The organism is Pasteurella dagmatis, from assembly GCF_900186835.1.
GTDB classification, from domain to species: domain Bacteria; phylum Pseudomonadota; class Gammaproteobacteria; order Enterobacterales; family Pasteurellaceae; genus Pasteurella; species Pasteurella dagmatis.
The window spans coordinates 1,677,560-1,696,707 of the sequence record NZ_LT906448.1 but is presented as its reverse complement, the minus strand read 5'-3'; the positions used below and the strand labels follow the sequence as shown (position 1 = coordinate 1,696,707).

The window sequence follows — 19,148 nt, the reverse complement described above, 5'->3', positions numbered from 1 at the left end:
TCTATTTTTTATTTTTTTGTGAAATATAAATCCCACACACCATGGCCTAAACGGTGACCACGTTGTTCGAATTTCGTCAAAGGGCGAAAATCGGGGCGTGGAATATAATCATTTGTTTCTGAGGTATTGTGTAAACTTTCTGCTTGTTGTAGCACTTCAAGCATATGTTCAGCGTAATTTTCCCAGTCTGTTGCCATATGGATAAACCCACCTTGTGTCAGTTTTTGTATCACTTTTTCAACAAAGTGCGGTTGCACAATTCGGCGTTTGTGATGCTTTGCTTTATGCCAAGGATCTGGGAAGAATAACTGTAGCCCCTCTAAACTGGCATCTGCAATACAATCACGTAAAATTTCGGTAGCATCGTGGCAAATTACACGTAAGTTTTTTACGCTTTTTTCGATTGCATTTGCAATACAAGCGCCTACTCCGGGTGTATGTACTTCAATCCCTAAATAATTACGATCGGGATTTTGCAATGCCATTTCGACTAAAGAGTGTCCCATTCCAAAGCCAATTTCTAATACAACAGGGTTGTCATTGCCATAAATTTTTTTGAAATCGAAAGGTTCGTTTTGGTGTTCTAAACCATAAAAGCCCCAGTTTTGATTCATTGCATTTTTTTGAAATTCACTTAAACGACCAGTGCGTAGTACAAAACTGCGAACTTTACGTTTATAGCGACCGTCTTCGGTAAATTCTGCTACTTCAACAGTTTTTCGTTTTTGATCGGCAAAGGTTGGTTGATTGTTTGAATCTTGATTATTAAATGACATATTTTTTGTTTATAATGATCTGAGTTGCTGGGAATTATACGGGGTTTGCTGAAAAACACAAAACTTGTCATTGTTGATGCAAACTTTTACTTCAATCTTTGTGGGAAAGGAATTTTATATGCCTCAAAAATATCCAAAACCAATGATATATCTTCACTGGCTCACGTTGTTATTTGTGTTAACCGCGTATTTTACAGGGGATTATCCACCAGGTGATGGTGTTGTAGGTGAAATCCACGTGTTGAGTGGAATCATAATCGTTATTTTATTGTTACTACGCATTGTTTTACGAATGTTTTATCGTAATGCGCAGCCAGAACACAACCTTTCACGCTTGCAGCATATCGCAGCACATTCGGTACAAATGCTGTTATATATTTGTATGGCACTCACACCAGTGGTGGGATATTTAACGTTAACTGCAGATGTTGATGATTTTATGTTATTTAGCTGGAATTTGCCTTATTACAGTGTCGATTTTTCTCTTGGGAAAGCGCATAAATGGTTAGCAAATAGCTTTATTGCTTTAGCGGGAATGCACGCTGCAGCTGCTTTATTTCATCACATTGTGTTGAAGGATAATGTACTGAAAAGTATGTCACCTCATTAATTTTTATTAAAAGTGCGGTCAATTTTTAAGATTTTTTAGACATTGATCGTACAAGATTTTTCGGATTTTTATCGCACTTTTTTAATTATGCTTGCTAAATCTTCCCCTGATGCCCCTTTTGCTTCAGCTGTTTTAACTTGGTATGATAAATTTGGTCGTAAACATTTGCCTTGGCAACAAAACAAAAGCTTATATGGAGTTTGGTTATCTGAGGTAATGTTGCAACAAACCCAAGTAGCGACAGTGATTCCCTATTTTGAACGTTTTGTCGAAACTTTTCCAAATGTGACCGCACTTGCTAATGCACCACTTGATGAAGTACTCCACCTATGGACAGGGCTTGGTTATTACGCTCGAGCCAGAAACTTACATAAAGCGGCTCAAACAATTCGTGATCAATATGCAGGTGAGTTCCCTACTGAGTTTGAAAAAGTGCTGGCGTTGACAGGTGTTGGGCGAAGCACCGCAGGCGCAGTACTTTCTTCTTGTTTAGATGCACCTTATCCGATTTTAGATGGTAATGTAAAACGTGTCTTAGCGCGTTATTTTACTGTTGCAGGTTGGCCAGGTGAGAAAAAAGTCGAGGATAAATTGTGGCAACTGACTGAAGAAGTGACTCCGACCTCTCAAGTGGCGAATTTTAACCAAGCAATGATGGATCTTGGTGCAATGGTGTGCACGCGTTCTAAACCGAAATGCAACCTTTGTCCATTAAGAGCTTATTGCCAAGCTAACTTACAACAAAATTGGCAAGATTATCCGGGCAAAAAGCCGAAAAAAAACTTACCCGAGCGAGAAAGTTATTTCTTAATTTTAGCGTCACAAGGTAAAGTTGCATTAGAACAGCGTGAAAATTCGGGGATTTGGGGGGGATTATATTGTTTTCCTCAATTTGAAACCAAAGACAATTTGATCGCTTTTTTAAAATACAGAGGTATTCGGTATTATCAAGAATGGACAGTATTTCGTCATACATTTAGCCATTTTCATTTAGATATTTATCCAATTTATGTGGATCTTGATTTTCAACCGAAAGATCAAGAACGCGCAGATTGGAAAAAAGTGGCAGGAAATGGCACGCAATATGAATCAAATGTATTCAGTGCGGTCAAATATTGGTATGATCCGCAAAATCCAGAGCAAATCGGACTGGCAACGCCAGTGAAGAATCTATTAATACAATTTATAAGGAATTATTATGGCTAGAACTGTATTCTGTGAATATCTCAAACAAGAGGCTGATGGCTTAGATTTTCAGCTTTATCCAGGCGAGTTAGGCAAACGCATTTTTGACTCAATCAGCAAACAAGCGTGGGGAGAGTGGCTGAAAAAACAAACGATGCTTGTGAATGAGAAAAAACTGAATATGATGAATGCCGATCACCGAAAACTATTAGAAGAAGAAATGGTGAATTTCTTATTCGAAGGTAAGGATGTTCATATTGAAGGCTATGTTCCTCCAGCGGAATAATTAACGATGAAAAAATATATTATTTGTGCCTTAATCCCTTTCCTTTTTGCTTGTGGTGGCTCAACTCCACATAAAAAGTTCAATCCTTTCGATGAGGCCTTTGCAAAAGACACTCGTGGTTTAGATATTTTAACCGGGCAATTCTCCCATAATATTGATCGTATCTGGGGAGTGAATGAATTATTAGTGGCAAGCCGTAAAGATTATGTGAAATATACAGACCGTTTCTATACACGTAGCCACGTGAGCTTTGATGAGGGCACGATTACCATTGAAACGCAAAGCGATGCTCGTCATTTACATAATGCCATCGTGCATACCTTGTTAATGGGTTCTGATGCAAACGGTATTGATTTATTTGCTTCAGGTGATGTGCCAATTAGCTCTCGCCCGTTCCTTGTGGGACAAGTAATTGACCATTTAGGTGGATCTATTACTAACACAACTATTGCAGGCAATTTTGCCAATTATTTATTGCAAAATAAATTACAAAGTCGTCGTTTAAGTAATGGGCATACAGTGCAATATGTGGTGATCCCAATGATTGCAAACCACGTTGCTGTGCGTGCACAGAAATATTTACCGTTAGTGCGAAAAATAGCGCGTCGTTACAATATGGATGAAAGTCTGATTCTCGGGATTATGCAAACCGAGTCGAGCTTTAACCCTTATGCGATTAGCTATGCCAATGCAATTGGTTTAATGCAAGTAGTACCAAATACAGCAGGACGTGATATTTTCCAATTGAAAGGTCAAGGTGGACAACCGTCAAAAGCGTATTTATTTGATCCAGAGAAAAATATTGATGCGGGGGTATCGTATTTATGGATTCTACAAAATAAATATTTAGACGGTATAACCAACCCAACGTCAAAACGTTTTGCGATGATTTCTGCTTATAACAGTGGGGCAGGTGCTGTGTTAAGAGTGTTTGATGAAGATAAAGCAACTGCGGTACAAAAAATCAATAGCTTATATCCTGAGCAAGTGTATCGTATTTTAACTACTCAACATCCATCTGCTCAAGCGAGAAATTACCTGTTGAAAGTCGATCAGGCACAAAAAAGCTATCGTGTAAGACGATAACTTTATCTTTTGAATGAAAAATGCTCGCTTAATCTTTTATGATAGTGAGCATTTTTGTTATTTATTTTTAATAAAAAAACATAAAAAACAGTAAAATTTGTGTTATTTTTACACTTTTAGTTTGTTAATTATGCAACCGAATAAAAAAATACAATTTTTTTTAATTTAGGTGTTGACTTAAACATGAAAAAAACGTTTAATACGCACCACTGATGAGTTGCCTCGATAGCTCAGTCGGTAGAGCAGGGGATTGAAAATCCCCGTGTCGGTGGTTCGATTCCGCCTCGAGGCACCACTTTTCCTCCTTAGTTCAGTCGGTAGAACGGCGGACTGTTAATCCGTATGTCGCTGGTTCAAGTCCAGCAGGAGGAGCCAAATTACTAAAGCCCGCTAATAAAAAATAGCGGGTTTTTTCATTTCAGATTCTTTTATTTTTCTGACCGCACTTTTTCTCTTTCTTACTACTTCAGTTTGAATTTTCCTGTCATAGCGTATTTTGAATTAAGAAATTTATTATGCCGTGTTTTGTCGCTCTCATTGGTTAATATCATCTCATAGAAAGAAATCAATATTTGACTTGCTGGAGGTTATGATGAGTTAAGTATACTTTGCTTATCAGCACCTTCTTAAGCTACTTTTATTCTTCTAGTATTCCAACTAAATCAGTTGCTTTAGATCAATGAAGAATAAGTTGGGGCTATTTTTTACCCGATTTATATCTTTGATGAAAAGGCTATTTGTTGAAATTGTATGAAATTTCTGTACAGTTTTTAGTATAGATATTGACTTACATCGATATTAGCAATTGTATTAGTTGAATTAAGGAGTTTATATGGAAACAGTACAACTTTGTCTTTATTTACTGGCAGCTTATTTCATTTTTGCTAAGCCGGAAAAAGAAAAAATTGCTTATCGTATTACCTGTTTTGTGGTGATCAGTGCATTTTTTGTTTTTTTCATGGCGACCAAAGCGATGATTTTACCTGGTGTTAATTATTAGTTTTGGAGAAGATAAAAATGAATGAAAAAGTGTTTAATAGCATATTGAGCTTATCTGCTCTAGTTATCGCAATTGTGCTAGGTGTCGCCTCTTTTTATTTAGGATTTATTGATAAAGAATCACCTTGTATCCTTTGTTGGGCTCATCGAATGTTGATGATTGGTACAGTTATGTTTGCTTTTATGATTGTCAGATATGGGCCAAAACCGAAATATGTTGGGTGGATTATATTTATTGGTGTTTTTGGGATGTTTGCTGGTTTCAGACATTCCTCGGGTAGCTTTGCTTGGGATATTCATCAAGGATGGTGGGCTGAAATTTTAGGTGCACATACTTATACTTGGCCAATTGTAATTCAGGGCGTAGTGTTAGTTTTTACCGCATTATTATTTTTGTTTACTAAGAATGTTTATAGTTTTGTGAGTGAGTCTTATAAACCATTTAGCAAGTTGACAAAAACCACAATGGTTGCCTTTATGGTTGTGGTGGCAGGTAATATTGTGCAAGCATTTATTAGTACTGGTTATCCACCAAATATGGGGGTTGGTAATCCAACAAGATTGTCATTTAATCCTGATTATTGGTATTGGACAACCGATAGTTGGAAACGCCTAAATCGCCCAACTGGATTTCGTAACTCTTGGGATGTAGAGCAACCTGATCTACCAAGCCAACCTTCAACTCAGCAATTTATTCTTGATTCTGCACAGGCACCATTAGTTTCAACTAATAAACTTGCAGTGATTAAACAAGATAAAATTAAAGTTCCACTTAATGCTCCAGCAACGGATATTGCATTTAATGGTGCTGATAAATATCTCGTGACAACAGAAAAATGGGGACTATATTTACTTGATAATGCATTAGAAAATGTGAAACGCTTTGCCGTATTAGATCACTTAAATGGTGCAAATGGTAGAGTTCCTGTTGGAAGTGCCTTTTTTAGTGAAACTGAATTTGGTGTTTTAGGTTGGAATAAGATCTTTGTCTTCTTTAAAGAAGATGATACTCGTACCGCAAAACAAAATTTCCCAAGTTTTATTGAAGGGCTAGATCAATATTCAGTAACTGCACGAGGTGCATACAACACCGTCAGAGCAAGAATGCATCACGTGTTATCAATGGCATACTTGCCTGAAAATAATAGTGTATATTCTGCAACAGTACCAAGTATGAAACATAAAAAACTGATTATTTCTCGTTTTGATAAAAGAGATAATTTGCTTTCTGAAGAATTCATACCTGCTGTAAAAGACGGAATGACATTGAGAGAAGGAAAAGCGTTAGCTGATTACTATATTATGGGGCTCACAGCGCATGACGGTGCATTATATGCGGTGAGTAAACAATTCTCACAAGTACTGAAAATAGATCCGGTAAGCAAACAAATCACTCAAGTTTATGAGTTTAGTGGAATTATGAATCCACAAGGTATTACATTCAAAGATGGTGTAATGCAAATTCTAAGCTACGAAAATGGCGAAAATATTTTATATTCATTGAGTGAATAATTGCGGATTTAGCAATTAAAAAAGCGTGATATTAATCACGCTTTTTTCTATCAAAATTTTTATTGTGCGACTTGGTTAATTGCATTTGCTATTTCTTGATCACGATAGATCGAATTCACCACTTCATTAAATGTTTCGCCTAGCACTTTTTGGATTTCAGGATTTTTTGCTGAAAATGCGCCAGAGTAAGAGCGGTTAGCATTAATGTTTTTACTAAATTGACCTTTTGCACCTTGTACGTGAACAGTCACTTGCACTTTGCTATCTAAGTTATAGCGTAGGCTACCTTGTTCTACATTTGCATAGAAAGCGTTGATGTCCACTGTCACAGATGCATTAGAGTTTTGCGCTTGTCCAATGCGGAAACCTTTGCTGACTAAGTCTTGTTGTTGTATTTGTTGAAATAATTGCGTTACATTCGGCGAAGCTGTTAATTTCACTAACTGGCCATCAGCCGTATAACTTGCGATTTCTTGTTGTGGACGCATATCACGAACATTCACAAAAACGACCGCACTTTGGTGTACATTCATTACTGCTGTTGGTGGTGGCGGGGTAAAAGTTAAAGTATTTGGTTGAGATTGGCACGCAGTGAGTAAAATTGCACTTGAGATTAATGCACCGAATGCTAAACGTTTAATTTGTTTCATAATGTCCTCAATGAAATAAATGGGGTGAATATTTCGATTCACCGATAAAAGAAACATCACATTATTCTTGCAAAGTTGCTGTGGAATGTATAGCCTTTAACATTGGATTTTAAATAAATATTTAGGAAATCAAAATGTCAAAACAAGCTGAGCTTACTACGCGATTATCGCAAGCATTTGCACCGCACTTTTTACAGGTGGAAAACGAAAGTCACATGCATAGTTCAGGGCGTGGTGCTGATTCGCATTTTAAAGTGGTTTTAGTCAGTGATTGCTTTGAAGGGTTAACGAAAGTTGCACGTCATCGTAAAGTATATCAATTTTTAGCTGAAGACTTGCAAAAAGGTATTCATGCTCTCGCTTTACACTTGTATAACAAAGCAGAATGGCAAGCATTAAATGAGACTTTTCCTAAATCACCTAATTGCCTTGGTGTTGGACAATAGTTGTCATGCAATAAAAACCGCACTTTAAGATGGCTAAAAGTGCGGTTGCTTTTTAGAAAATTGCGTTAGATTACTTAGTATTCTTTCGATTTTTCTTTATCAACAACAACAGGATCAACATAATAGAACTCTGGTAGTTCTTGTTTGTTCAATTTTTTCAAAATACTTTCAATAGCGACAGCTACTTGTTTTTTAGGTAGTTGATCAATGGTATTTTGCATTTTTCCTTGTTTTACATAGTCAATCGCAAGTGGAATACCATCATAGCCTGCAACGAGAACTTTTCCTGCTAAGCCTGCATTTTCAATCGCAGTAACCGCGCCAATCGCCATATTATCATTCGCTGCGAAAATACCTTTGATATTTGGATGAGCAGTTAAAATATTCGTTGTCACATTAAGGGCTTGTTCAGTTTCCCAGTTAGCTGATTGCGAAGCAACGACTTTAATATCTTTTGCTTCTGCAAATGCTTTAAGCGCACCTGCTTTGCGCTGTTCACCATTATCCACACCAGGAATGCCTTCTAAAATAGCGACATCACCCGTATTATTTAACGCTTCTGCCAGATTTTTTGCTGCGAGATAACCACCATGGAAGTTATCGACACCAACATAATTAAATTTGAGTCCTGCTTTCTTAGTCGCCTTTTCATCTAAGCGTACATCTAAATCAATAATTGGGATCCCTGCTTTTTCTGCTTTTTGAAAAGCAGGAATAAATGCAATAGAGTCATTTGGAGTAACAATAATTCCATCTACTTTCTTAGCAATCATGTTTTCTACTAGACCTACAAGCTGTTCAGTAGAGTCCTCTTTTTCAGCGACTTGCACAATAAGATCAATATTGACCTCTTTTGCTTTTTCTTCTGCACCTTGTCGCATAGTGATAAAGTATTCATTACTTAGGGTTTTCATTAGCAACGCGATTTGTGGCTTTTCAGCTGCCAATGCGGAACTTGATAATGCGATGAGTAATGCTGTTGCAGTTATCGTTTTCTTGAAAAGTGTTGACACCATTATCTATCTCCTCTAAGAGTGAATTAGGAAGTTTCAGTATAGACAGATTAAAATTTTCAAACCGTGACTTCTTTCACATTTTTTGTACTCAGTTTAAATTATGCTATCAATTGAAACTGAATAAAGTATGGATTTATTTTATGGAACGTAAAAATTGCATATTGAAGCTAAAAAATATTGATAAAAGTTTTTTTGGTGTGCCTATTCTGAAAGATATAGATATGGATATTTATGCAGGTGAAGTTCATTGCTTAGTGGGCGAAAATGGCGCTGGAAAATCAACGCTATGTAAGATTATTGCAGGTATTTATTCTTTTGAACAAGGAGAAATGTTTTTTGAGGGAAAACCTTATTCTCCACAAAATGTAAAAGAAGCACAAGCGATAGGTATTGGATTCATACATCAAGAATTAATGTTAGTGCCACAATTGTCTGTACTAGAAAATATTTTTTTAGGAAATGAACAGGTGGAATATTGTGGAAAAATGGATTGGTCGGCTATGCGGCAAAAAACGCAACAAATTATTAATGAATTAGAGCTAGACATTGATCCTGATGCTAAGGTTGCCGAATTATCTATTGCTCAGCAGCAAATGGTAGAAATTGCAAAAGCGGTCTTTAGTGAATATAAAGTAATTATTTTTGACGAACCCACCTCCTCAATCTCAAGAAAAAATACTCAAACTCTTTTTAAAATCATCCATCAGTTAAAAGAAAAAAATGTGGCAATGATTTATATCTCTCATCGTCTTGAGGAATTTAAATTTATTGCGGATAAAGTAACTGTTTTAAGAGATGGCCAATTGACTGGCACAATGGCTTATAGTGAAACATCGCCAGATGAAATTGTGAGATTAATGGTTGGGCGTGAAATTAATTTTTCAGCGTATCAACGTAATTATGTGCCAGTGAAAGAAGTGTTACGTATTAAGAATTTGACTAATCAACATATTAAGAAACCAGCCTCTTTTGTTTTACATGAAGGGGAAATCCTTGGCTTCGCAGGTTTGGTTGGTGCTGGACGAACAGAGCTATTAAGAGCAATTTTTGGTGCTGATGATGCGCAGGGAAATATTTCCGTTTTTGGAAAACATGTCCAAATTCGCTCTCCTGAAGATGCTGTCCAACATAAAATTGGTTTCATCACAGAAGATCGAAAACAGCAGGGTTTAGTATTAGGACTCAGCATTAGAGAGAATATCACATTGCCAATTTTAAAACGTTTTTGGAATGGGTTTGTTTTAAATAAAGCGTTGGAAAGTAAAGTGGCAGAAGAAAATCGGCAAAAATTACGCATTGCTTCTCAAAATCAAGAGCAAATCACTAAAACACTTTCAGGAGGTAACCAACAAAAAGTGATCATTGCGCGTTGGTTAGAAAGTGGCGTTAAGATTTTGTTTTTCGACGAACCAACACGAGGTATTGATGTTGGTGCAAAATCAGAAATTTATGATTTGATGCGTGAATTCACAAATAAGGGTGGTTCTATTGTTATGGTTTCTTCAGATTTACCTGAGTTGATTACGATGTCTGATAGAGTGATTGTGATGCGACAAGGTGCAATTGTTAAAGAAGTAACCGATAAATCAGAGATTTCAGAAGAAAATTTAATGCGTTTAATGATTGGTGTAGATGAGTAGGTGGGCTATGACAAGTTTAAGAAAAGTCTTTTCAAAATTAGGAATCGGCATCATTTTGCTACTTATGATTATTGGTATGTCGTTTAGTTCAGATGTGTTTCTATCTGCCAATAACATTATGAATATTTTATTACAGGTGTCTATCATTTGCGTGATTTCCGTAGGGATGACTTATGTGATTTTAACAGGGGGGATTGATTTATCTGTCGGTTCTATTGTTGCGTTAAGTGCGGTATGTTTAGGAGTATTTACTCATTGGGGAATGAATTGGTTAGGTGAAACTCCCTCAAGTCTTGCAGTGCTGTTAGTCGTCATTGCTGCTGTATTAGGTGCTATTTTTGTAGGTGTGCTTTGTGGTTATGTGAATGGTTTAGTGATTGTTTATGGTAAAGTTACTCCTTTTATTACTACATTAGGAATGATGGGGATTGCTAGAGGATTAGCATTAACTATTTCAGATGGAAAAACTATTTATAATTTTCCAGATATGCTACGTTTTTTAGGAAATGGGCGAATCTCTTTAACTGAAACTTTTGCTATCCCAGTTCCTGTTATTATTGCTGCAATTGTTGTTTTAGTGAGTTTTTATGTATTGACTCAGACTATGTTTGGAAGACAAATTTATGCCTTAGGTGGTAACCGTGAGGCAGTGCGTTTATCTGGTATTAATGTTGAAAAACTGGAAATTAAAGCTTACGTGATTAACGGAGCATTGGCTGCAGTTGGTGCTGTTATTTTAGTGGGACGATTAAATGCAGCGCAGCCTATTGCAGGTAATGGTTACGAACTAGATGCAATTGCAGCTACAGTGATTGGTGGTACAAGCTTAATTGGTGGTGTTGGATCAGTAATTAGCACTTCAATCGGCGCATTAATTATGGGGGTGCTACAAAATGGGCTGACTTTGTTAAATGTAACATCTTATTTACAGCGTTTAATCATTGGTTTAGTGATTATTTTAGCGGTTTTTTTGGATCAACTGCGTCGTGGAGAAGTGTCTACTCAGCGTTTGAAACGTTTGTTTTTTAGAGAATAGTCATAGCTATGTTACCTAGTTAACCTTGAAGCTTAGCTAGGTCGTATTTTTCCTTTCTTATTTACCTTTCGATATAGGTGTAATACTTATTTTATAAATGAATAAAAAATGGTCACGAATTAGGTGGGTATTTTATAACACTTTATGAGTAACCTTGAGTTTTCTTATTTGCGTAAAATTTGACCTTCTTCAAAAAAATCATTTTTTTTAACTAAAATTTAAGAAAAAAAACTTGGGAAAGTGGCACGAACGTTATTATTTAGTTAAAATAAAGCGTTTTATTTTAGCAAAATTTTAACGTTTGTATTTTGAACAATTTCAATGTAACTAGTGATGTTCAAAATAGAAACGACAACAGAATTTGAGTTTTAATTTATGTGAAATTAAGCGAGAGCTTGTGGTCGCTTTTAAGCTATTTGCAGGTGCTTGCTGAAATCATTACTCAAGACGAGGTTACAGTTATTTAGACTGTAGCTATATTTTTAATCTGACTAAAAGTAGTGCAAACAATATGATTACGATTAAAAAAGGCTTGGATCTTCCTATTGCAGGGAAGCCGGAGCAGGTAATCCGTGATGGCAATGCTATCACCGAAGTTGCTTTGCTTGGTGAAGAGTATGTGGGAATGCGTCCTTCAATGAAGGTTCGCGAAGGTGATGTCGTGAAGAAAGGTCAGGTTCTTTTTGAAGATAAAAAGAACCCTGGCGTGATGTTTACTGCACCTGCAAGTGGTACTGTAACTGCGATTAACCGTGGTGCTAAGCGTGTTTTACAATCTGTTGTAATTAAAGTTGAGGGTGATGATCAAATCACTTTTGAAAAATATTCAGCGGATCAATTAACACAGCTTACTTCAGAGCAAGTTCGTCAAAATTTACAAACTTCAGGATTATGGACCGCACTTCGTACACGCCCTTTCAGTAAAGTACCAGCAGTTGATGCGGCGCCTGCATCAATTTTCGTGAATGCAATGGATACCAATCCATTAGCGGCTGATCCTCAAGTGGTTTTACAAGCGAATGAGGAAGATTTCCTAAACGGTTTAACAGTATTAAGTCGTTTACACGAAGGTAAAGTGTATCTTTGTAAGGCTGCAGGTGCGACCGTGCCAACAGTAAGTCTTGCAAATGTGGAAGTGAAAGAATTTGCTGGTCCACACCCTGCAGGTTTAAGTGGTACACACATTCACTTCATTGATCCGGTAAGTGCAACAAAATTCGTTTGGTATGTGAATTACCAAGATGTGATTGCGATGGGTAAATTATTCACAACAGGTGAATTAAATGTGTCTCGAGTGGTTGCGTTAGCAGGTCCTCAAGTGAAAAATCCAGCGTTAGTACGTACAGTCTTGGGGGCTAACTTATCCCAATTAACTGCAAACGAATTGAAAGATGGTGAGAACCGTGTGATTTCAGGTTCAGTTTTAAGTGGTGCGAAAGCATTTGGACCAGTAGATTATTTAGGTCGTTATGCATTACAAGTGTCAGTGATTTTGGAAGGTCGTGAGAAAGAGTTTCTTGGCTGGATTATGCCTGGTGCAAATAAATTCTCAATTTCTCGTACAGTATTGGGTCACTTCTCTAAGAAATTATTTAATTTTACAACCGCACTTAATGGTGGTGAGCGTGCAATGGTACCCATTGGTGCTTATGAGCGTGTAATGCCATTGGATATTATTCCAACATTATTGTTACGTGACTTAGCATCTGGTGATACAGATTCTGCTCAAGCATTAGGCTGTTTAGAGCTAGATGAAGAAGATTTAGCACTTTGTACTTTCGTTTGCCCTGGTAAAAATGAATACGGTGCATTCTTACGTCAAGCTTTAGATAAGATCGAGAAGGAAGGTTAAAAATGGGTTTAAAACATTTTTTAGAGAAAATTGAACCTGCGTTTTTACCTGGTGGTAAATATGAAAAATGGTATGCATTGTTTGAAGCAACTGCAACTTTTTTATATACGCCAGGTACAGTAACGCATAAAGCTTCTCACGTGCGTGATGCGTTAGATTCAAAACGTATGATGGTGCTAGTATGGCTTGCATTGTTCCCTGCGATGTTCTATGGAATGTATAACGTTGGCGCACAAGCAATTTTAGCGACAGATGCATTAGGTACATTACAACAATCAATCGCAAATAACTGGCAATATGCCTTAAGTAGCGCATTAGGTGCAGATTTAACAGCATCAGCTGGTTGGGTGAGCAAAATGTTGTTAGGCGCAACATACTTCTTGCCAATTTACTTAACTGTATTCTTAGTGGGTGGCTTCTGGGAAGTATTATTCGCAATGGTACGTAAGCACGAGATCAATGAAGGTTTCTTCGTAACTTCGATTCTTTTAGCTTTGATCGTGCCGCCAACATTACCGTTATGGCAAGCAGCATTAGCAACTACTTTCGGTGTTGTTGTTGCAAAAGAAATCTTTGGCGGTGTGGGCAAAAACTTTATGAACCCAGCCTTAGCTGCACGTGCATTCTTGTTCTTTGCTTACCCAGCTCAAATTTCAGGTGACACAGTCTGGGTTGCAGCAGATGGCTTCTCTGGTGCAACAGCACTTTCACAATGGGCAGTAGGTGGCGAAGCAGGCTTAAAACACGTAGTTACTGGTCAGCCAATTACTTGGATGGACGCATTCATTGGTAACATCCCAGGTTCTATTGGTGAAGTTTCAACACTTGCATTATTAATTGGTGCAGCTGTGATTGTATTCGCACGTATTGCATCTTGGCGTATCATCGCTGGTGTTATGATCGGTATGGTAGCAGTATCAACACTCTTTAATTTTGTTGGTTCTGATACAAACCCATTATTTGCAATGCCTTGGTATTGGCATTTAGTGCTGGGTGGTTTCGCACTTGGTATGTTCTTTATGGCAACAGATCCAGTTTCAGCAGCGTTCACTAACAAAGGTAAGTGGTGGTACGGTATTTTAATTGGTGCAATGGCAGTGTTGATTCGCGTAGTTAACCCAGCATACCCAGAAGGTATGATGTTAGCGATCTTATTTGCTAACTTGTTTGCACCAGTATTTGATTACTTAGTGGTTCAAGCCAATATTAAACGTCGGAGAGCTCGCAATGTTTAAGAATAAAGATAGCGTTGGCGGAACACTTCTCGTCATTGTGTTATTGAGTTTAGTTTGTTCTATTATCGTGGCTGGTTCTGCGGTATTACTAAAACCGACTCAAATTGAACAAAAAGAATTAGATAAGCAAAAAAATATTTTAAGTGTTGCTGGTTTACTAAAAGATGGTACTAAAGCAAGTGAAATCAAAACGATCTACGCAAAAAATATTGAAGCACGCTTAGTTGATCTAAATACAGGTGATTTTGCACCAGCTCAACCAGGGTTTGATGCGGCGAAAGCAGTAAAAGATCCTGCGCAGAGCACAAAACTTTCAGTAGAAGACGATGTTGCGAATATTCGTGTTCGTGCAAATTTTGCTGAAGTGTATTTAGTGAAAGATGATACAGGTAATGTAACTCAAGTTGTTTTACCATTCTATGGTACTGGTTTATGGTCTGTAATGTACGGATTTATGTCAGTTCAACCAGATGGTAACACTGTAAATGGTATTACTTACTACGATCAAGGTGAAACCCCAGGGTTGGGTGGTGAAATTGAAAACCCGAAATGGCAAGCACAATTCCCAGGTAAAAAACTTTACACAGCGGATAACCAAATTGGTTTATTCGTAGGTAAAGGGGCATCAGCAAATGCTGAACACGGTATTGATGCAATTTCAGGTTCGACATTAACGAGTAACGGTGTGAATAATTCATTCAAGTTCTGGTTAGGTCAAAAAGGTTTCGGTCCTTTCTTAGCAAAACTTAAAGCAGGAGTGTTGAACAATGGCTGATACTAAAAAGTTAAAAGGCTTGTTGTTATCTCCAATTATGGACAACAACCCAATCGCATTGCAGATCTTAGGTATTTGTTCTGCTTTAGCGGTGACCACAAAGTTAGAAACTGCGGTTGTAATGACCTTAGCAGTGACCTTCGTAACAGCTTTCTCTAACTTATTTATTTCATTGATTCGTAACTATATTCCAAATAGCGTGCGTATTATCGTGCAAATGGCGATTATTGCTTCCTTGGTAATTTTAGTTGACCAAATCCTACGTGCTTATGCATACGGTTTATCAAAACAGCTTTCTGTTTTCGTGGGTTTGATTATTACAAACTGTATCGTAATGGGACGTGCAGAAGCTTTCGCAATGAAATCAGAACCAGTGGAAAGTTTTGTGGATGGCATTGGTAATGGCTTAGGTTATGGCGCAATCTTAATTTCGGTTGCATTTATCCGCGAATTGATTGGTTCAGGAAAATTATTTGGTATGACTGTTTTCCAAACTATCCAAGATGGTGGTTGGTATCAAACTAATGGTTTATTCCTACTTGCACCAAGTGCATTCTTTATTATAGGTTTTATTATTTGGGGTATCCGTACCTTAAAACCAGAGCAGGTGGAGAAATAGTCTATGGAACATTATATTAGTCTTTTCATTAAATCTGTCTTTATCGAAAATATGGCACTTTCTTTCTTCTTAGGGATGTGTACATTCCTTGCTGTATCGAAAAAAGTGTCGACTTCATTTGGTTTGGGGATTGCGGTTATCGTGGTATTAGGTATTGCCGTACCAGTAAACCAATTGGTTTATACCTATATTTTAAAAGACAGCGCATTGGTACAAGGTATTGATTTAAGCTTCTTAAACTTCATTACTTTTATCGGTGTGATTGCTGCATTAGTTCAAATTCTTGAAATGGTGCTTGATAAGTATTTCCCTGCGCTTTATAACGCATTAGGGATCTTCTTACCACTTATTACTGTGAACTGTGCGATTTTCGGTGGTGTATCATTTATGGTTCAGCGTGATTATAACTTCGCAGAATCTGTTGTTTATGGTTTAGGTGCCGGCACTGGATGGATGTTAGCAATTGTTGCACTTGCAGGAATTACTGAAAAAATGAAATATTCTGACGTACCAGCAGGTTTACGTGGTTTAGGTATTACTTTTATCACTGTTGGCTTAATGGCACTTGGGTTTATGTCATTCTCAGGTATTCAGTTGTAAGAAAGGGGATACAGAATGGAAATTACTCTTGGTATTGCAATGTTCACCGTTATTGTTTTGGCTTTAGCAGTGATTATTTTATTTGCTAAATCAAAATTAGTGAACTCAGGTGACATTACAATTGAAATTAACGACGATCCTAGCAAAGCAATTCATTTGCCTGCAGGTGGAAAATTATTAGGTGCCTTAGCAAGTAAAGGTATCTTCGTGTCTTCAGCTTGTGGTGGCGGTGGTTCTTGTGGCCAATGTTTAGTTAAAGTGACAGAAGGTGGTGGTGACATTCTCCCGACTGAACTTTCACATATTTCAAAACGTGAAGCAAAAGAAGGTTATCGCCTTTCTTGCCAAGTAAATGTGAAAAACAGCATGAAGGTTGAATTGCCAGAAGAAGTATTTGGTGTGAAAAAATGGGAATGTACAGTTATCTCTAATGATAACAAGGCGACTTTCATCAAAGAACTTAAATTAGCAATTCCTGAAGGTGAAGAAGTACCATTCCGCGCAGGTGGTTATATCCAAATCGAAGCTGATCCACATGTGGTTAACTATAAAGATTTTGATATTCCAGAAGAATATCATGAAGATTGGGATAAATATAACTTATGGCGTTATGTGTCTAAAGTCGATGAGCATATTATCCGAGCATACTCAATGGCTTCATATCCTGAAGAGAAAGGCATCATTATGCTTAATGTGCGTATTGCAACACCTCCACCAAATAACCCTGATGCCCCTCCAGGTCAAATGTCATCTTATATTTGGTCATTAAAAGCGGGTGATAAAGTGACTATTTCTGGTCCATTCGGTGAATTCTTTGCTAAAGAAACAGATGCAGAAATGGTATTTATCGGTGGTGGTGCTGGTATGGCGCCAATGCGTTCGCATATCTTTGACCAATTAAAACGCTTGAAATCAAAACGTAAAATGTCATTCTGGTATGGTGCTCGTTCTAAGCGTGAAATGTTCTATGTGGAAGATTTTGATACGTTACAAGCAGAAAATGATAATTTCGTATGGCATGTAGCACTTTCAGATCCACTACCAGATGATAACTGGGATGGCTATACAGGCTTTATTCATAATGTGCTTTATGAAAACTACTTGAAAAATCATGAGGCGCCAGAAGATTGTGAATATTATATGTGTGGACCGCCAATTATGAATGCATCGGTAATTAAGATGTTAAAAGATCTTGGTGTTGAAGATGAAAACATTCTATTAGATGACTTTGGTGGTTGATTTTCATCTGATAATACTGACAACTGAAATGTTGTCATAAAAAATTAAAGTGCGGTTGAATTTTACAATATATTGTAATATCGACCGCATTTCCCTTAAGAAAATTTGAAAATTTGGCTTTTGTGACATAAGACAGTGAGAAGAAAATTCAAATTTTCAAACTTTTGAAGAAAGGAATGAATCGTGAAATTAAAGCAAATTTTGTCGCGTTTTATGTTGTTAAGTATGAGTATTTTACTCATTGGCTGTAATAAAGCACCTGAAGTTGTGATATTACAGGGAAAAACAATGGGGACAACTTATAGTGTTAAATATATTGATGATGCTCAAATAAAACAACGTTCAAAGGATGTGCACGAAAAAATTGAATTGTTGCTACGTGATGTGAATAACAAAATGTCTACTTACATTGCAACTTCAGAGCTGAGTATGTTTAACCAAAGCACAAGGACAGAAGCTCCAATTGAGATCTCAAATGATTTAGGTATTGTGCTACAAGAATCCATCCGCCTGAATGCTATTACAGAGGGGGCGCTTGATGTCACTGTCGGTCCAATTGTCAATTTATGGGGATTTGGCCCAGAGAAAAGAAAGACTAATGAAAGTATGGATGATAAGGTACAAAAAGTTAAACAATGGATAGGTATTGATAAAATGAAGTTATACCACATTAATAATAAGTACCTATTACAAAAGACAATTCCACAGCTTTACATTGATTTATCTTCAATAGCAAAAGGATTTGGCGTAGATAAAGTTGCACAGTATGTGGAAAGTATTGGAGCAAAAAACTATTTGGTAGAAATTGGTGGTGAAGTACGTACCAAAGGCAAAAAGCTTGATGGTAAAGCGTGGCAAATCGCAATTGAAAAACCAACATTTGATGGTTCACGTGCGATTTCACAAATTGTTAGTTTAAAAGATATGGCAATGGCGACTTCAGGTAATTATCGTAATTATTTTGAAGAGAATGGTGAACGTTTTTCGCACGAGATCGATCCGAAAACAGGTTATCCAATTAAACATCGTTTAGCTTCTATTACAGTTATCACAGACTCCGCAATGACAGCAGATGGTTTAGCCACTGGGCTCTATGTATTAGGGGAAGAAAAAGCATTAGAAGTGGCAGAAAAATACAATTTACGAGTGTATTTGATTGTGAAAACAGATAATGGTTTTGAAGCGAGAATGTCTTCCGCATTTGAAAAACTGATTAATGATAAGTGATAGGAGATAATATGGGGCTTTTTTTAATTACATTTGGGATTTTCTTATTAGTCATTGCAGGAATGGCAATTGGTTATATATTTAAGAAAAAAACGATTGCAGGTAGTTGTGGTGGTATTTCTTCATTAGGTTTGAAAAAGGTTTGTGATTGTGAAGAGCCTTGTGATAACCTCAAAGCTAAATTAGCAATGGGTGATGAAGAAGCACAACAAGAGTACAATGAAAAATTTGTAAAAAATGAACCGCACTTTTATGAAGTAAAATAGTTTTATTCATCACATATTGATGAAAATTCGGATTAAGGGCTTTGTATCAGAAGTAAGGTGCAAAGCCCTTAACCCATATTAGTCTATAGTGAT

At 37.0% G+C, this 19,148-nt stretch carries 20 protein-coding genes and 2 tRNA genes; 19 read left to right on the top strand and 3 right to left on the bottom strand.

Going from position 1 to position 19,148, the window contains the following annotated elements:
- Positions 1-8: 8 nt before the first annotated feature.
- Positions 9-776 carry a tRNA (guanosine(46)-N7)-methyltransferase TrmB gene (trmB, locus tag CKV78_RS07695; RefSeq protein ID WP_005763584.1) on the bottom strand — a complete coding sequence of 256 codons (768 nt, stop codon included), beginning with the start codon at positions 774-776 and terminating at the stop codon, positions 9-11.
- Positions 777-894: 118 nt separating this feature from the next.
- Here trmB and CKV78_RS10580 point away from each other — a divergent pair, with 118 nt between their 5' ends.
- From CKV78_RS10580 to CKV78_RS07665, 8 genes are all read left to right on the top strand, one after another.
- Positions 895-1,386: a cytochrome b gene (locus CKV78_RS10580; protein ID WP_032855395.1), complete on the top strand. Its 492-nt coding sequence runs from the start codon at positions 895-897 to the stop codon at positions 1,384-1,386.
- Positions 1,387-1,473: 87 nt separating this feature from the next.
- Positions 1,474-2,592 (top strand): A/G-specific adenine glycosylase, encoded by a 1,119-nt coding sequence (gene mutY / locus CKV78_RS07690; RefSeq protein WP_005763580.1) that lies wholly within the window; start codon positions 1,474-1,476, stop codon positions 2,590-2,592.
- Complete coding sequence (locus CKV78_RS07685; RefSeq protein ID WP_005763577.1) at positions 2,585-2,857, top strand: oxidative damage protection protein; 273 nt, start codon at positions 2,585-2,587, stop codon at positions 2,855-2,857. The genes mutY and CKV78_RS07685 overlap by 8 nt, the downstream gene beginning before the upstream one ends.
- Before the next feature lie 6 nt (positions 2,858-2,863).
- The gene (gene mltC / locus CKV78_RS07680; protein WP_005763575.1) at positions 2,864-3,943 is read left to right on the top strand and encodes a membrane-bound lytic murein transglycosylase MltC; all 1,080 of its coding nucleotides are present in this window, start codon (positions 2,864-2,866) and stop codon (positions 3,941-3,943) included.
- A gap of 219 nt (positions 3,944-4,162) precedes the next feature.
- A tRNA-Phe gene (locus tag CKV78_RS07675) sits at positions 4,163-4,238 on the top strand.
- A gap of 4 nt (positions 4,239-4,242) precedes the next feature.
- A tRNA-Asn gene (locus tag CKV78_RS07670) sits at positions 4,243-4,318 on the top strand.
- A 457-nt stretch (positions 4,319-4,775) separates the two neighbouring features.
- Positions 4,776-4,943: a hypothetical protein gene (locus tag CKV78_RS10555; RefSeq protein ID WP_005763574.1), complete on the top strand. Its 168-nt coding sequence runs from the start codon at positions 4,776-4,778 to the stop codon at positions 4,941-4,943.
- A 17-nt stretch (positions 4,944-4,960) separates the two neighbouring features.
- Complete coding sequence (locus tag CKV78_RS07665; protein WP_005763572.1) at positions 4,961-6,454, top strand: disulfide bond formation protein B; 1,494 nt, start codon at positions 4,961-4,963, stop codon at positions 6,452-6,454.
- A gap of 59 nt (positions 6,455-6,513) precedes the next feature.
- On the opposite strand, the gene CKV78_RS07660 is transcribed toward CKV78_RS07665, so the two are convergent.
- Positions 6,514-7,104 (bottom strand): YajG family lipoprotein, encoded by a 591-nt coding sequence (locus CKV78_RS07660; protein ID WP_005763570.1) that lies wholly within the window; start codon positions 7,102-7,104, stop codon positions 6,514-6,516.
- Positions 7,105-7,238: 134 nt separating this feature from the next.
- Between CKV78_RS07660 and CKV78_RS07655 the strand changes: the two genes are divergently transcribed.
- On the top strand, positions 7,239-7,550 hold the full coding sequence (locus CKV78_RS07655) for a BolA family protein (protein ID WP_005763568.1): 312 nt from the start codon (positions 7,239-7,241) through the stop codon (positions 7,548-7,550).
- Between the two features lie 74 nt (positions 7,551-7,624).
- On the opposite strand, the gene CKV78_RS07650 is transcribed toward CKV78_RS07655, so the two are convergent.
- Positions 7,625-8,566 (bottom strand): sugar ABC transporter substrate-binding protein, encoded by a 942-nt coding sequence (locus CKV78_RS07650; RefSeq protein WP_005763566.1) that lies wholly within the window; start codon positions 8,564-8,566, stop codon positions 7,625-7,627.
- Between the two features lie 140 nt (positions 8,567-8,706).
- Between CKV78_RS07650 and CKV78_RS07645 the strand changes: the two genes are divergently transcribed.
- The 10 genes from CKV78_RS07645 to nqrM all read left to right on the top strand — a co-directional run bounded on the left by CKV78_RS07645 (position 8,707) and on the right by nqrM (position 19,055).
- Positions 8,707-10,206: a sugar ABC transporter ATP-binding protein gene (locus CKV78_RS07645; RefSeq protein WP_005763564.1), complete on the top strand. Its 1,500-nt coding sequence runs from the start codon at positions 8,707-8,709 to the stop codon at positions 10,204-10,206.
- A 7-nt stretch (positions 10,207-10,213) separates the two neighbouring features.
- Complete coding sequence (locus tag CKV78_RS07640; protein WP_032855393.1) at positions 10,214-11,242, top strand: ABC transporter permease; 1,029 nt, start codon at positions 10,214-10,216, stop codon at positions 11,240-11,242.
- Positions 11,243-11,753: 511 nt separating this feature from the next.
- Positions 11,754-13,094: a Na(+)-translocating NADH-quinone reductase subunit A gene (locus CKV78_RS07635; RefSeq protein ID WP_005763561.1), complete on the top strand. Its 1,341-nt coding sequence runs from the start codon at positions 11,754-11,756 to the stop codon at positions 13,092-13,094.
- 2 nt (positions 13,095-13,096) lie between these two features.
- The gene (locus tag CKV78_RS07630; RefSeq protein WP_005763558.1) at positions 13,097-14,329 is read left to right on the top strand and encodes an NADH:ubiquinone reductase (Na(+)-transporting) subunit B; all 1,233 of its coding nucleotides are present in this window, start codon (positions 13,097-13,099) and stop codon (positions 14,327-14,329) included.
- Positions 14,322-15,104 (top strand): Na(+)-translocating NADH-quinone reductase subunit C, encoded by a 783-nt coding sequence (locus CKV78_RS07625; RefSeq protein WP_005763556.1) that lies wholly within the window; start codon positions 14,322-14,324, stop codon positions 15,102-15,104. The genes CKV78_RS07630 and CKV78_RS07625 overlap by 8 nt, the downstream gene beginning before the upstream one ends.
- Positions 15,097-15,723, top strand: coding sequence for an NADH:ubiquinone reductase (Na(+)-transporting) subunit D (locus tag CKV78_RS07620; RefSeq protein ID WP_005763554.1), 627 nt, complete (start codon positions 15,097-15,099; stop codon positions 15,721-15,723). Before CKV78_RS07625 ends, CKV78_RS07620 begins: the two co-directional genes overlap by 8 nt.
- 3 nt (positions 15,724-15,726) lie before the next feature.
- Positions 15,727-16,323 carry an NADH:ubiquinone reductase (Na(+)-transporting) subunit E gene (nqrE, locus tag CKV78_RS07615; RefSeq protein ID WP_005763552.1) on the top strand — a complete coding sequence of 199 codons (597 nt, stop codon included), beginning with the start codon at positions 15,727-15,729 and terminating at the stop codon, positions 16,321-16,323.
- A gap of 15 nt (positions 16,324-16,338) precedes the next feature.
- Positions 16,339-17,562, top strand: coding sequence for an NADH:ubiquinone reductase (Na(+)-transporting) subunit F (nqrF, locus tag CKV78_RS07610; protein WP_005763551.1), 1,224 nt, complete (start codon positions 16,339-16,341; stop codon positions 17,560-17,562).
- A 213-nt stretch (positions 17,563-17,775) separates the two neighbouring features.
- A complete protein-coding gene (locus CKV78_RS07605; RefSeq protein ID WP_126374318.1) occupies positions 17,776-18,789 on the top strand; it encodes an FAD:protein FMN transferase in 1,014 nt (337 codons plus the stop codon).
- Between the two features lie 11 nt (positions 18,790-18,800).
- Positions 18,801-19,055: a (Na+)-NQR maturation NqrM gene (nqrM, locus tag CKV78_RS07600; RefSeq protein ID WP_032855388.1), complete on the top strand. Its 255-nt coding sequence runs from the start codon at positions 18,801-18,803 to the stop codon at positions 19,053-19,055.
- Positions 19,056-19,148: the final 93 nt, after the last annotated feature.